Source organism: Rhodococcus sp. IEGM 1381 (assembly GCF_030056795.1).
Taxonomy (GTDB): domain Bacteria; phylum Actinomycetota; class Actinomycetes; order Mycobacteriales; family Mycobacteriaceae; genus Rhodococcoides.
In genome coordinates this window covers 1-13,118 of record NZ_JASHKQ010000014.1, presented here as the reverse complement: position 1 = coordinate 13,118, position 13,118 = coordinate 1, and the positions used below count along the sequence as shown (strand labels likewise).

Here is a 13,118-nt window from a genome sequence, read left to right as displayed (position 1 = left end):
GTCAGCCGACGGGTAGTTCCGTCTCCATCACATAGTCGTCCTCGGTTCGGCCGCCTACGACGAAGGTCTTGGTTCCGGCAATCCTGAAACCGTGTTTGCGATAGAACTTCTGCGCCCGCTCGTTCTCCTGGTTGACTCCGAGCCAGGAGCCCGCACAGCCGATCTCGCTCGCATGGTCCAGGGCAGCGGTCATCAAGCGGCCCGCCACTCCGGTACCGTGCCCGGTCGGTCTCACGTACAGCTTGCTGACTTCCAGTGTCGGCAAATGTGTGAGAGACGCTCGTATGTGCGGGTCCGACGGGTCTCCGACTACCAGCATCGCGTAACCGAGCAATTCTCTCACGGCGCCGTCGTCGACCAGTACCACCTTCGATGCGTCAGCGACGTAGGTCTGAAAGTGCTTGACAGACAACGTGTTCGAGATGAAACTCTCGATGTCTTCGGGGCGGGTTCCTGACGGGCAAGCGAGCGGGAAGGTGACAGCGGCCAATTCGGCCAGCCCGGGTGCATCGTCGATCGTGGCAACGCGAACGGTCACAGCAGATCCACCGCGTTCTTCGCATCCCGCAGAGACAGGCCGGTTCGATCGCGCAGCAGTTTGATGGCGGAGATAGCTTTTCCTTCCGATTTCAGTGACTGCAAACGCGGAATCAGATCGTCCCAGGGTGTCGGACCGGACTGAGCCGCGTCGACGATGGTGGACGAGGTCGGAAAGGGTTCGCCGCGTTGAACGCTTTCGATCGCGTTCTTCGCTTCGAGGAGACTGGCACCTGTCCGTTCACGAAAGATCTTGATGGCCTGGATCTTCTTGTTCGCCGCCAACAACTGGTGAATGTCTGCACGGGCATTGCCGTCGAGGCCGATCAACCCGATGCTGCGCGATGTCTCCGGGCCCGAGCCGGGCTTCTTTCGGGCCAACAACCATGCTGCAAGCACCGCGGCATCGACGAGGACCAGAGCAACGATGAACCATCCCCAGGTCGGCATGCCTTAGTAGACCACTTCAGCGTGACGGGTCGAAGGGCGGGACGACTACCGAAGAATCGGAGAACAACGAGACGGCTCCGGCAAGGGTTTTCGTCGCCGCGTCGTACTTGATCGGAGCGAGGTCGTGGCCCGCGCCCTCGATGTCGACGAGCATTGTGGGGGCCGGGACGAGAGCGAGCGCAGCGCTCAGTTCGGCAGTGGTGCCGAACGGGTCCTTCGTGCCGTGCACCACCACCGTCGGTATTCGCAGTTCAGGAAGGTGCTGTGTACGAGCCCTTTCCGGCTTGCCCGGTGGGTGCAGGGGATAGGAGGTCAGAACGAGTCCGTCGACGAGATCCGGGCGTTCGGCCGCGATCATCGACCCCTGCCTGCCGCCGTAGGAATGCCCACCGAAGGCGATGAAACCCGATGTCTCGACGCGGAGGCCGTCGATCGCCGCAGCGATGCCCAGCCGATCCTCGGCCGACCGAGACGGGTGCGGCGGGCCCTTGGGTTTGCGAACTCGAAACGGGAGGTCGAACCGCAGCACCGTGAACCCGGCTGCCGACCACACCACGGCAATGCGCTGCAGCAGAAGCGACTCGCAGTTGCCGCCCGCGCCGTGAGTGAGAGCGAGTCCGCCACGTGACGGTGTGGACGGTGTGTGCAGATAGGCGACGCCCCCGCCGAGTTCGATATCGGCGGGGGCGTCGGGACCATCGAGTTCAGGCATCGTGCGAGGACGTTACCTTTTCGGCGTGGTCGGTGTCCGTGCTGTCGGTTTCGGAGCTGTCGGATGCACCCTGATCGTCGGCGTCGACGAGCTCACCGTCGTCGTCGACCATGTCGGCGAATGCGGTCCCGGCGACGGTGCCGTTCGTTCCCGGTAGCGCCACGGTGGGCCGGGCACCGGGTCGATAGCGATCGTCGAGCCCTTCGACGGATTTCTTTGCCTCCTCCATGGTGGCGTCGTCGACTGTGGGTTCGCTCTGAGCATCGTCCGACACGTGAGTGTCCTTCCATCGAAGTGTGTGCGTCATCTCCACTGTGCACTTCTATGGCGTGAATCACCACAATTGATTCGTGAAGCACAAAAAAGACCCCCTCGAAAGGGGGTCTGATCTGTCTGACTCTGGTGCGCGATACTGGGATTGAACCAGTGACCTCTTCCGTGTCAGGGAAGCGCTCTCCCGCTGAGCTAATCGCGCATGTCCTCGCATCGATTCTGCAATCGATGCACTAGCGAGGTGGAGACGGGAATCGAACCCGTGTGCACGGCTTTGCAGGCCGTTGCCTCACCACTCGGCCACTCCACCATGGGTCGAGACCCTCGAGCGGATGACGGGATTCGAACCCGCGACCCTCACCTTGGCAAGGTGATGCGCTACCACTGCGCCACATCCGCATACCCCGGAGGCGCTCACTGCTGGGCAGTTGTTGTCTCCGTGGTGCGGGGAAAACATTAACCCAACGGGAGTGAAACTCACAAATCTCGTGGTCAGCAGCTGATTCGGCCGAATCGGTCCCTGTGAACGGTGTGAAAGCAGTGGCGTGATGGCATTGCCCGGGCGCTGTGACCGTGTGTTCGGCGCTCGGGCAGGCGATTCGGTTCGCCGTGGCACCTCGTGTTAATGTTTTGCCTCGTTCGGTCCCGTGGCTCAGTGGGAGAGCGTCCGCTTCACACGCGGAAGGTCGCTGGTTCGATCCCAGCCGGGACCACAGAATGCAAGGCCCGCACCCATGTCGGTGCGGGCTTTCTTGCGTCCGAGGCCGGTAGCCTGAGCCGGTGAGCACCGAACAATCGAAGCCCGACGCCATTGACGACCAGAATCCGGTGGACAAGGCGAAGGTGAAACACCGGCGCTTTCGGGCGCGTATCGCCGAGAACAAGTCTCTCGATCTGGGCTACCGAATCACGGTCGGAGTCGTCGGAACCATCGTGCTCATCTTGGGTGTGCTTGCCATTCCTTATCCCGGGCCGGGTTGGCTGATCGTGTTCGCGGGACTGGGCATCCTGGCGTCGGAATTCGCGTGGGCCAAGAGTGCACTGCGATTCGTCCGTAAGAGATACGACGCTTTCATGGCCTGGTTCTCGAAGCAGTCGATGTTCGTCAAGGGTCTGGGCGTGCTGTTCACCACGGTCGTGGTGCTCGCAACCCTGTGGCTGCTCGGAACGTTCGCGCTGGTCGGCGGCTGGTTCGGGCTCGACTGGACGTGGTTCGAAAGTCCGATCTGACGAACGCGCCGCGCTGAGGGCCGACGAGGGGCTCGATGCCGATAGGCTGTCGGAGGCCTTCCTGGCCAGAAGAACCGATCGAGGAGTATATCGCTGTGAGCATGCCCGTTGTCGCCACCGTTCCGCCCGCCCGCATCATGGTGCCGGCAGGAACTACGGCAGGTACGGCGCTCCGCGACACCGGTCTGCCGAACAAGGGTCCCGACGCCATCGTCGTAGTGCGCGATCCCGACGGCAAGCTGCGCGATCTGTCCTGGTCGCCGGAGGGCGACATCGAGGTCGAGCCCGTGCCGGCGAACACAGAGGACGGCCGAAGCGTCATCAGGCATTCGGCGGCTCACGTTCTGGCCCAGGCCGTCCAAGAACTCTTTCCCGATGCCAAGTTGGGTATCGGACCGTTCATCAAGGACGGCTTCTACTACGACTTCGACGTGACAGCACCGTTCACTCCCGAGGATCTGACTGCCCTCGAGAAGAAGATGAAGCAGATCGTCAAAGCTGGACAACGGTTCTCGCGTCGGGTGTACGAATCGGTCGAGCAGGCTCGCGAAGAACTGGCGAACGAGCCGTACAAGCTCGAGTTGATCGACGACAAGTCCGGAATAGACGATCCAGAGGTCATGGAGGTCGGCGGGGGAGAGCTGACCGCATACGACAACCTCAATCCCCGGACCGGCGAGCGCATCTGGGGCGATCTGTGCCGCGGCCCCCACATCCCCACCACCAAATACGTTCCGGCGTTCAAGCTGACCCGCAGTTCGGCAGCCTACTGGCGCGGCAACCAGGACAACGCGGATCTGCAGCGCATCTACGGAACCGCCTGGGAGTCCACCGAGGCACTCGACGCTCATCTCGAACTGTTGGCCGAGGCCGAGCGCCGCGATCACCGCAAGCTCGGGTCCGAGCTGGACCTGTTCAGCTTTCCCGATGAGCTCGGCTCCGGACTTCCGGTGTTCCACCCGAAGGGCGGTGTGATCCGCAACGAGCTCGAGAACTACTCCCGCCAGCGGCACATCGAAGAGGGCTACGAGTTCGTCAACACCCCGCACATCACGAAGGGCCATCTCTACGAGGTCTCGGGCCACCTCGACTGGTACCGAGACGGCATGTTCCCGGCGATGCATCTCGACGCCGAACTCGACGAGAACGGTGACGTACGCAAGCCCGGCCAGGACTACTACCTCAAGCCGATGAACTGCCCGATGCACAATCTCATTTTCCGCTCCCGCGGCCGCTCGTACCGTGAGTTGCCGTTGCGCCTCTTCGAGTTCGGCTCGGTCTACCGCTACGAGAAGTCCGGAGTCATCCATGGTCTGACCCGTGTGCGCGGCATGACCCAGGACGACGCACACATCTTCTGCACCCGCGAGCAGATGCGCGGCGAACTCACCAGCACCCTGGAATTCGTCCTCGGCCTGCTCAAGGATTACGGTCTCGACGATTTCTACCTCGAGCTCTCGACCCGCAACCCGGAGAAGTCCGTCGGTAGCGACGAGGTCTGGGAAGAGGCGACCAATACGCTCGCCGAGGTCGCGGCGGCGTCGGGTCTGGATCTGGTGCCCGATCCGGGCGGTGCGGCGTTCTACGGACCCAAGATCTCCGTGCAGGCCAAGGATGCTCTGGGCCGCACCTGGCAGATGTCGACCATACAGCTCGACTTCAACCTGCCCGAACGGTTCGAGCTCGAATACACCGCCTCCGGCGGAGTCAAGGAGCGCCCGGTGATGATCCACCGCGCGCTGTTCGGTTCGATCGAGCGATTCTTCGGCGTACTCACCGAGCATTACGCCGGCGCATTCCCGGCCTGGCTCGCCCCGGTCCAGGTAGTGGGCATCCCGGTTGCCGAGGTACACCAGGATCACCTGTTCTCGGTGGTGAAGGAGCTCAAGAAGCTCGGGGTGCGCGCCGAGGTGGACGCCAGTGACGATCGGATGCAGAAGAAGATCTTCAACCAGACCGCACAGAAGATCCCCTTCATGCTTCTCGCCGGCGAACGCGACGTCGAAGCCGGTGCCGTCAGCTTCCGATTCCGTGACGGAACTCAGGTCAACGGTGTTCCGGTTGCGCAGGCAGTAGCAACGATCACCGACTGGATCTCCCAGCGCAACAATGCATCACCGACCGCCGAACTCGTGCAGACCAGTACCGCAGGAGTGAGTTGACATGCCCGATCAGGACGAGTCGATCGTCGCCACCGGAGCCGGTGAGCCCGATCGGTTGCAGCGACTGTGGACCCCACATCGGATGTCCTACATAGCCGAGGCCCCGCAGGCCTCGGCCAAGTCGAGTGAGCCGTTCTCCGACATCCCGAAGATGAGCGACGAGGACGGGCTGGTGGTCGCGCGCGGCGAATCGGTGTACGCGGTACTCAACCTGTATCCGTACAACCCCGGCCACACGATGATCGTTCCGTACCGCCGGGTCGCGGCACTCGAAGATCTCACGCCCGCCGAGAGCGCCGAGTTGATGGCATTCACCCAACAGATGATTCGCGTCATCAAGACGGTGTCTCGCCCGCACGGCTTCAACGTGGGCCTCAATCTTGGTGCCGCAGCAGGCGGATCGTTGGCCGAGCACCTGCACCAGCACATCGTCCCGCGCTGGGGCGGCGACGCGAACTTCATCACGGTGATCGGCGGTGCCAAGGTGATGCCGCAGTTACTCCGCGACACTCGGGCCCTGCTCGCGTCGGCCTGGAACGAATGAACCACAGGCGAGAGGAGCACGCGCCGTGCTGAGTATTTTCGGCCGTGCGCCGGTGTCGAAGGTAACCGCTCCGCTCGGACGCGCCCTCAACAGCACCGGCCTGACACCCGACTCGGTGACCCTCATCGGCACCATCGTCACTGTTACGGCGGCAGTGACGATGTACCCCGCCGGCTACCTGTGGTGGGGTTCGATCGTCATCACGCTGTTCGTTCTCTTCGACATGCTCGACGGAGCCATGGCACGGGCCAGGGGCGGTGGCACCAAGTACGGGGCCGTCCTCGATGCGACGTGCGATCGGGTGGCCGACGGCGCAATCTTCGGTGGCCTGGCCTGGTGGGCAGTGACTTCCGAGCAGAACAAGCCGTTGCTCGTGGCCACGCTGATCTGTCTGGTCACCTCACAGGTGATCTCGTACGCGAAGGCGCGGGCCGAGGCCAGCGGACTCTCGGCCGACGGTGGTTGGATCGAGCGCCCGGATCGCCTCGTCATCGTTCTCGTCGGAGCCGGATTGACCGGCGTGGGTAGGCATTTCGATATTCCGTGGATGGACAGCCTCATCTACCCGGCGATGTGGGTGCTCGCTGCCCTGAGCATCGTGACGGTGTTCCAACGCGTGCTGGCCGTCCGCGGGTCCGACGGGGCTCGCGACATCATCGTGCCCCCGACTGCTCCTGCCCCCGACGATGGTGACGTGGCCGCGTCGTGAACGTCTCCGACAGAGCCAGCGACCTCGGATATGCAGCCGGGTGGCGACTGGTCCGATCGCTGCCGGAGGGTGTGGCGAGAAGTCTCTTCGATCGCGGTGCCGATATCGCGTCCACCCGAAACGGTGGCCCGGACCAATTGCGGCGCAATCTCGCTCGTGTCCTCGGGACAACCCCCGGCGAGGTCCCCGACGAGTTGATTCGCGACAGCGTCCGGTCGTACGCCCGCTACTGGCGCGAGGCGTTCCGGTTGCCGTCGATGGATCTGGCCGCCCAGGCCGCCGTCATCGACCGGTGTGTGAACGGACAAGAGCATCTCGAGGCTGCTCTGGCGGCGGGCAAGGGTGCCGTGCTGGCGCTGCCGCACAGTGGCAACTGGGACATGGCCGGAATGTGGCTGGTACGCAAGCACGGTGGTCTCTCGACAGTTGCCGAACGACTGAAACCCGAATCGCTGTACCAGAGGTTCGTTGCTTATCGGGAAAGCCTCGGCTTCGAGATCTTCCCGCTCAGCGGCGGTGAGCAGCCGCCTCTGCAGGCGCTGAGCGAGCGCCTGCGCGAGAACAAGGTGGTCTGCCTCCTCGGTGAACGAGACCTCGCCAAGCATGGAGTGCCGGTGACCTTCTTCGGTGAACCGACCCGGATGCCCGCGGGGGCCGCGAAGCTGGCGATCGACACCGGGGCGACGCTGCTGCCGGTGCACGGTTACTTCGACGGTGACGGCTGGGGTTTCGATATTTTTCCGGCGGTGGATGTCGCGCACGGAATCGATGTCGCCACACAAGCATTGGCAGATCACTTTGCTGCCGGCATTCGGGCACACCCGGCCGACTGGCACATGCTCCAACCCCTGTGGATGAGCGACTGGTCGGCCGAACGACGCGCCCGAATCGAGGGCGCGTGAAGATCGGTATGGTCTGCCCGTACTCGTTCGACGTTCCCGGCGGGGTGCAGGCGCACGTCCAGCAGTTGGCGGAGGTGTTCATCGAGCGCGGGCATCGGGTGAGTGTGTTGGCACCGGCGTCGGAGGACGTCGAGCTGCCGGAGTTCGTGGTGTCGGCGGGGGAGGCGCTCGCAATTCCCTACAACGGATCGGTCGCGCGTCTTCGATTCGGACCGGTGACGTATTCCCGAATCCGAAAGTGGATCTCGGACAACGATTTCGACGTATTGCACATCCACGAACCGAACGCTCCGAGTCTGTCGATGCTGGCCCTCAAGGCCGCGGACGGTCCGATCGTGGCGACGTTCCACACCTCCACCACGAAGTCCTTGGTGCTCAGCACGTTCCAGGGCGTCCTGCGTCCGTACCACGAGAAGATCAGTGGCCGGATCGCCGTATCGGAGCTTGCTCGACGCTGGCAGGTCGAGGCACTGGGATCCGACGCCGTCGAGATCCCCAACGGCGTCGACGTGCCCGCGTTCGCCGATGCCGCTGTGCTGGAGGGCTATCCCCGAGCCGGCCGTACGGTGCTCTTCCTCGGCCGATTCGACGAACCGCGAAAGGGAATGGCCGTTCTGCTCGGTGCCCTGCCCGCACTGGTCGAATCACATCCGGACATCGAGATCCTCGTCGTCGGCCGCGGCGACGAGGACGAACTGCGCAAGGACGCAGGCGCACTGTCGTCACACCTGACCTTCCTGGGGCAGGTGGACGACGCGACGAAAGCCTCCGCGATGCGCAGTGCCGATGTCTACTGCGCCCCGAATCTCGGCGGGGAAAGCTTCGGAATTGTGCTCGTCGAGGCGATGGCGGCCGGAACACCGGTCGTGGCAAGCGAACTCGATGCCTTCCGCAGGGTGCTCAAGGACGGCACCTGCGGACTGCTGGTGCCGATCGAGGATTCCGATGCGCTCGCCGCGGCAGTCACCTCGATCCTGGACGACGACGCCGTCCGAGACCGCCTGGTCGACGCCGCCTCGATTGCGGTGGCCACTTACGACTGGCCCGTCGTCGCCGAGCAGATTCTGCGGGTCTACGAGACCGTCACTCTCGGCGGGCAGAAAGTGCGAGCGTCGACCTGATGACCCTCTCTGCCGTCACAATTCTGGTGCTCGGGCTGATTGCAGTCCTGATTCTCGTCGTCGGTCTGTGGGCCTACGGGACGGCAAATCGACTCGATCGCTTGCACGTGCGCACCGACCTCGCGTGGCAGTCCCTCGACGCCGCACTCGCCCGCCGTGCCGTCGTCGCGCGTGCAGTGTCCGCTGCCACCCGCGACTCGGTGCCGTCGAGCAGAGAACTGGCGGCGCTGGCGGACCGAGCCGAGCGAGCCGACCGGTCGCAACGAGAAGAAGCCGAGAACGCGGTATCGATGGCGCTCGCGGTCGTCGAACCGAATGAGCTTCCCCCGCAACTGGTTGCGGAATTGGCCGACGCCGAAGCGCGCGTACTGATTGCGCGGCGGTTCCACAACGATGCCGTGCGCGACACTCTGGCGTTGCGCATCCGTCGACCGGTCCGGTGGTTGCATCTCGGTGGAACGGCCGCACTGCCGTCGTACTTCGAGATCGCGGAGCGTTCTGCCGCCGCGACGTTCGGCAGCGAGAATCGTGCCACTCCGCGGACCTCCGCGCGGGTGGTATTGCTCGACGAGCGCGGCCGCGTACTGCTGTTGCGAGGCCACGATCCGACCGTGCCCGATACCTTCTTCTGGTTCACGATCGGTGGGGCAGTGGAGAAGGGTGAATCGCTCCGCGAGGCAGCGGTGCGAGAAGTGCACGAAGAAACGGGATTGCGCGTTGCCGCAGCCGATCTACGCGGTCCGTTGTGGCGGCGAGTTGCCACGTTCCCGTTCAACGGAACATTGATCAGGTCCGAGGAACTGTTCTTCGCGCACCGAACGCAGGAGTTCGAACCCGAGAGTGCAGGCTTCACCGACTTCGAGCGACGGACCGTGACCGGACATCAGTGGTGCACAGAGTCCGACATCCGGGCTCTCAGCGCGCTCGGCGAGAACGTCTATCCCCAGGACCTGGCGGAACTGCTCGACGAGGTGAACGTGGCTCTCGCTCGACGCGGCGACCCGGACGTGCGCGCGATTCGGTAGGCATCTGGACCCTTTCGAGCAGTCCAGCAGTCTTCAAGTGGTTATGGGAATCGCGCGGGCGAAGGCCTACTGTTCTGGGCGCGACATCGCGCTGCGCGCGATCGCACCTATCAGCCCGGAGCGCCGCAACAGCGTCGAAGAACACAGGAGTTTCCCTTGACTACCCCACACGCCTCGAACACGCCCGCCGCATCGGTCGACGGTGGATCCGGCGAAAACGGAGTCGGTACCGCGCGCGTCAAGCGGGGTATGGCCGAGATGCTCAAGGGCGGCGTCATCATGGACGTGGTCACCGCCGATCAGGCCAAGATCGCCGAGGACGCCGGAGCGGTGGCCGTGATGGCTCTCGAGCGCGTTCCAGCCGACATTCGCGCCCAGGGCGGGGTGTCGCGAATGAGCGATCCCGACATGATCGACAGCATCATTTCCTCGGTCAGCATCCCGGTGATGGCGAAGGCGCGCATCGGGCACTTCGTCGAGGCGCAGATCCTGCAGAGCCTGGGTGTCGACTACATCGACGAGTCCGAGGTGCTCACCCCGGCCGACTACGCCAATCACATCGACAAGTGGAAGTACACCGTTCCTTTCGTGTGCGGTGCCACCAACCTGGGTGAGGCTCTACGCCGAATCACCGAGGGCGCGGCCATGATTCGCTCCAAGGGTGAGGCCGGCACCGGTGACGTCTCGAATGCGACGACGCACATGCGCAAGATCCGCGACGAGATTCGCCGACTCACCTCGCTGCCCGAGGACGAGCTGTACGTAGCGGCGAAGGAACTGCAGGCACCGTACGACCTCGTCGTCGAGATCGCCCGCGCCGGCAAGTTGCCCGTCACGCTTTTCACCGCCGGTGGCATCGCCACGCCCGCCGATGCGGCGATGATGATGCAGCTCGGAGCCGAGGGTGTCTTTGTCGGATCGGGAATCTTCAAGTCCGGCAACCCCAAGGAACGCGCGGAGGCAATCGTCAAGGCCACCACGTTCTTCGACGACCCCGACGTACTTGCGAAGGTCTCGCGTGGCCTCGGTGAGGCGATGGTCGGCATCAATGTCGACGACCTCCCCGTCGGACACCGGCTCGCCGAGCGCGGTTGGTGACGGGCTTCTAGGGTCGGCGTTCCAAGGCCGGGCGGTCCGGATGGTCCCATCGGACCAAAAAATCTGGTCGGCCGGCGGAACGGTCCGACCGATCCAGGCTGTCGTAATACGTCGTCAGCGGCTCGCAGGTCCATTCTTCTGCCGAATCGGTCCTACGTCGTAGCGCAGTCTCGGACAAACGAAGGTGCACCGACAGATCGACGTCGAGGCCTCGCCCGAGCAGCATGGGACCGGCAATGAAAACGATCTCGTACGGCGCTGCCGGGACGCTGCGGGCGCGGGCCGATCGATCGGTTGCTTCATCCCACAGCCGGGGCAGGAAGTGACCTCGACCACCGGGTCGCAGCGGTGCGATGACCTCCCGAGACACGGCGTCGTAGTCGAACCACAGTGTGCGATAGCTCAATTCGTCGTGGCGCGAATATTCGAATCGGATCGACGCTGGTCGAACGTAGTCGTGCAGATCGACCACGCTGGCCGAACGTCCGCTGGAGCGGGCGTGTTCTGCTGTGCGCGAGGCGAACTCGACGGGCCGCGCAGCATCGGCACCGTCGACCACAACGATCGTTCGTGCGTCGGCGGGACAGGAATCGACGATCGATTCCATGAGGAGATCGGGAAAGATCGGCACAGGTTGACCCACACCGACCATCCTGCCTGGTCGATCCATTGTTAGCCTGATCCACTGGAGAAAGGTGGGCACCAGCAATGGCCAGTATCGAGGACATTCTCGAATTGGAACGGATCGAGAACGACATCTATCGGGGACGGACGTTCCCGAGTCGTCTACCCCGGACGTTCGGCGGCCAGGTTGCGGGCCAGGCGCTCGTCGCGGCTGTGCGCACAGTTGCCCCCGAGTTTCGTGTGCACTCGCTGCACGGCTACTTTCTGCGGCCGGGCAACCCCAACGAGCCGGCCGTGTTCATGGTCGATCGAATCCGCGACGGACGGTCGTTCTGCACGCGCCGCGTCACCGGAATTCAGCACGGCAAAGCAATATTCACGATGTCCGCATCGTTCCACGGCGACGACGACGGTATTTCTCATCAGGACCTCATGCCCGAGGTCGTCGGCCCGGAGACTCTGCCCGATCCGACTACCCTCGCCGAGTACGACAACTCGTACTACAAGGAGTGGTCGGAATGGGACATCCGTCTCATTCCCGACGACCAGACCGTCAAGCATCCGAGTTTCGCTGCGCAGCAGCGCGTCTGGTTCCGCTATCGCGACACTCTGCCCGACGATCAGGTGTTCCACGTCTGCGCACTCGCCTACATGAGCGACATGACGTTGATCGGCTCCGCCAAGGTGCCGCATCCGGACGCCGTCACTCAGACCGCCTCCCTCGATCACGCGCTGTGGTTCCTGCGTCCGTTCCGGGCAGATGAATGGTTGCTCTACGACCAGACGTCACCGTCCGCGGATTTCGGCCGGGCACTGGCTCAGGGGCGAATTTTCGACACGTCCGGACGCATGGTTGCTGCGGTGGTGCAAGAAGGGCTGATGCGTTACGAGCGCGACACCAGCAAATCCAACGTCGATCCCTTCGGAGTGAAGTGAACGCTCCGACCATCGGAGTTCTGGCATTGCAGGGCGACGTTCGCGAACATCTGGCCGCACTCGAGTCGAGTGGTGCGCACGGCGTCACGGTGCGGCGTCCGTCCGAACTCGCACAGATCGACGGGCTGATCATCCCCGGTGGGGAATCGACGACCATGAGCAACCTGCTCGGTGTGTTCGATCTTCTCGAACCGCTGCAAGCCCGATTGGCCGAGGGCATGCCCGCATACGGATCGTGCGCGGGCATGATCTTGCTGGCGTCCGAGATTCTCGATACCAGGCCCGACGCGCGGCATCTCGACTGCCTCGATATCACCGTGCGGCGCAACGCTTTCGGTCGTCAGGTCGACTCCTTCGAGACCGATCTCGACGTCATCGACATCGACGGTGGTCCGGTGCGAGCGGTGTTCATTCGGGCACCCTGGGTCGAGCGCGTCGGCGAACACGTCGAGGTCCTCGCCACCGTGCCCCATGGACCGGCCGCGGGACGTGTGGTGGCCGTGAGGCAGAACTCGGTGCTGGCGACGAGCTTCCATCCCGAGGTGACCGGTGACGATCGTGTGCACCGACTCTTCGTCGACATGGTGCGCCGCAGTTAGAAACGGTGCGCCGCCGTTTCGAACCCGCCGGAGCAGGTCGGTCCCGAGCGCGGTAGCGGGCGAGTAAAGTCGACAACACTGATTTCGAGCAGGAAGGGGCTCTATCGCATGAGCGGCCACTCAAAATGGGCCACCACCAAGCACAAGAAGGCGGTGATCGACGCCCGACGTGGCAAGTCTTTCGCCAAACTCATCA

15 protein-coding genes, 4 tRNA genes and 1 pseudogene are annotated in these 13,118 nt (G+C 63.8%); 12 read left to right on the top strand and 8 right to left on the bottom strand.

The features are described from left to right. Position 1 precedes the first annotated feature (1 nt). The 7 genes from QM797_RS21405 to QM797_RS21375 form a co-directional block, all read right to left on the bottom strand. Positions 2 to 538, bottom strand: coding sequence for a GNAT family N-acetyltransferase (locus QM797_RS21405; protein ID WP_283277670.1), 537 nt, complete (start codon positions 536 to 538; stop codon positions 2 to 4). After that, positions 535 to 987: a hypothetical protein gene (locus QM797_RS21400; RefSeq protein WP_283277669.1), complete on the bottom strand. Its 453-nt coding sequence runs from the start codon at positions 985 to 987 to the stop codon at positions 535 to 537. Before QM797_RS21400 ends, QM797_RS21405 begins: the two co-directional genes overlap by 4 nt. A gap of 16 nt (positions 988 to 1,003) precedes the next feature. After that, positions 1,004 to 1,699: an alpha/beta hydrolase family protein gene (locus tag QM797_RS21395; RefSeq protein WP_283277668.1), complete on the bottom strand. Its 696-nt coding sequence runs from the start codon at positions 1,697 to 1,699 to the stop codon at positions 1,004 to 1,006. Next, complete coding sequence (locus QM797_RS21390; protein WP_283277667.1) at positions 1,692 to 1,973, bottom strand: hypothetical protein; 282 nt, start codon at positions 1,971 to 1,973, stop codon at positions 1,692 to 1,694. The genes QM797_RS21395 and QM797_RS21390 overlap by 8 nt, the downstream gene beginning before the upstream one ends. A 126-nt stretch (positions 1,974 to 2,099) precedes the next feature. Then, positions 2,100 to 2,174: transfer RNA gene (locus tag QM797_RS21385), tRNA-Val, on the bottom strand. Between the two features lie 37 nt (positions 2,175 to 2,211). Continuing rightward, positions 2,212 to 2,282 (bottom strand) — tRNA-Cys (locus QM797_RS21380). A 17-nt stretch (positions 2,283 to 2,299) separates the two neighbouring features. Then, positions 2,300 to 2,371 (bottom strand) — tRNA-Gly (locus QM797_RS21375). Between the two features lie 242 nt (positions 2,372 to 2,613). Between QM797_RS21375 and QM797_RS21370 the strand changes: the two genes are divergently transcribed. The 9 genes from QM797_RS21370 to pdxS all read left to right on the top strand — a co-directional run bounded on the left by QM797_RS21370 (position 2,614) and on the right by pdxS (position 10,763). Then, positions 2,614 to 2,685 (top strand) — tRNA-Val (locus QM797_RS21370). Between the two features lie 97 nt (positions 2,686 to 2,782). Continuing rightward, complete coding sequence (locus QM797_RS21365) at positions 2,783 to 3,202, top strand: TIGR02611 family protein (RefSeq protein WP_283277750.1); 420 nt, start codon at positions 2,783 to 2,785, stop codon at positions 3,200 to 3,202. Between the two features lie 101 nt (positions 3,203 to 3,303). Then, the gene (thrS, locus tag QM797_RS21360; protein WP_283277749.1) at positions 3,304 to 5,364 is read left to right on the top strand and encodes a threonine--tRNA ligase; all 2,061 of its coding nucleotides are present in this window, start codon (positions 3,304 to 3,306) and stop codon (positions 5,362 to 5,364) included. 1 nt (position 5,365) lies between these two features. After that, positions 5,366 to 5,908 carry an ATP adenylyltransferase gene (locus tag QM797_RS21355; protein WP_057478628.1) on the top strand — a complete coding sequence of 181 codons (543 nt, stop codon included), beginning with the start codon at positions 5,366 to 5,368 and terminating at the stop codon, positions 5,906 to 5,908. A 25-nt stretch (positions 5,909 to 5,933) separates the two neighbouring features. Next, positions 5,934 to 6,617, top strand: a complete 684-nt coding sequence (pgsA, locus tag QM797_RS21350) for a phosphatidylinositol phosphate synthase (protein ID WP_283277666.1) — start codon at positions 5,934 to 5,936, stop codon at positions 6,615 to 6,617. After that, positions 6,614 to 7,519 (top strand): phosphatidylinositol mannoside acyltransferase, encoded by a 906-nt coding sequence (locus tag QM797_RS21345; RefSeq protein ID WP_283277665.1) that lies wholly within the window; start codon positions 6,614 to 6,616, stop codon positions 7,517 to 7,519. The genes pgsA and QM797_RS21345 overlap by 4 nt, the downstream gene beginning before the upstream one ends. Continuing rightward, positions 7,516 to 8,640, top strand: coding sequence for a glycosyltransferase family 4 protein (locus tag QM797_RS21340; RefSeq protein WP_283277664.1), 1,125 nt, complete (start codon positions 7,516 to 7,518; stop codon positions 8,638 to 8,640). The genes QM797_RS21345 and QM797_RS21340 overlap by 4 nt, the downstream gene beginning before the upstream one ends. Beyond that, positions 8,640 to 9,665, top strand: a complete 1,026-nt coding sequence (locus QM797_RS21335; protein ID WP_032403324.1) for an NUDIX hydrolase — start codon at positions 8,640 to 8,642, stop codon at positions 9,663 to 9,665. Before QM797_RS21340 ends, QM797_RS21335 begins: the two co-directional genes overlap by 1 nt. Before the next feature lie 156 nt (positions 9,666 to 9,821). Then, a complete protein-coding gene (gene pdxS, locus QM797_RS21330) occupies positions 9,822 to 10,763 on the top strand; it encodes a pyridoxal 5'-phosphate synthase lyase subunit PdxS (protein ID WP_283277663.1) in 942 nt (313 codons plus the stop codon). Between the two features lie 7 nt (positions 10,764 to 10,770). Here pdxS and QM797_RS21325 read toward each other — a convergent pair whose 3' ends face one another. Continuing rightward, complete coding sequence (locus tag QM797_RS21325) at positions 10,771 to 11,370, bottom strand: nucleoside/nucleotide kinase family protein (RefSeq protein WP_502942375.1); 600 nt, start codon at positions 11,368 to 11,370, stop codon at positions 10,771 to 10,773. Between the two features lie 101 nt (positions 11,371 to 11,471). Between QM797_RS21325 and QM797_RS21320 the strand changes: the two genes are divergently transcribed. The 3 genes and pseudogenes from QM797_RS21320 to QM797_RS21310 form a co-directional block, all read left to right on the top strand. Next, positions 11,472 to 12,323 carry an acyl-CoA thioesterase gene (locus tag QM797_RS21320; protein ID WP_283277661.1) on the top strand — a complete coding sequence of 284 codons (852 nt, stop codon included), beginning with the start codon at positions 11,472 to 11,474 and terminating at the stop codon, positions 12,321 to 12,323. Then, complete coding sequence (gene pdxT, locus QM797_RS21315; protein WP_283277660.1) at positions 12,320 to 12,922, top strand: pyridoxal 5'-phosphate synthase glutaminase subunit PdxT; 603 nt, start codon at positions 12,320 to 12,322, stop codon at positions 12,920 to 12,922. The genes QM797_RS21320 and pdxT overlap by 4 nt, the downstream gene beginning before the upstream one ends. Positions 12,923 to 13,030: 108 nt before the next feature. Beyond that, positions 13,031 to 13,118, top strand: a pseudogene (locus QM797_RS21310) (YebC/PmpR family DNA-binding transcriptional regulator); the annotation flags it as partial.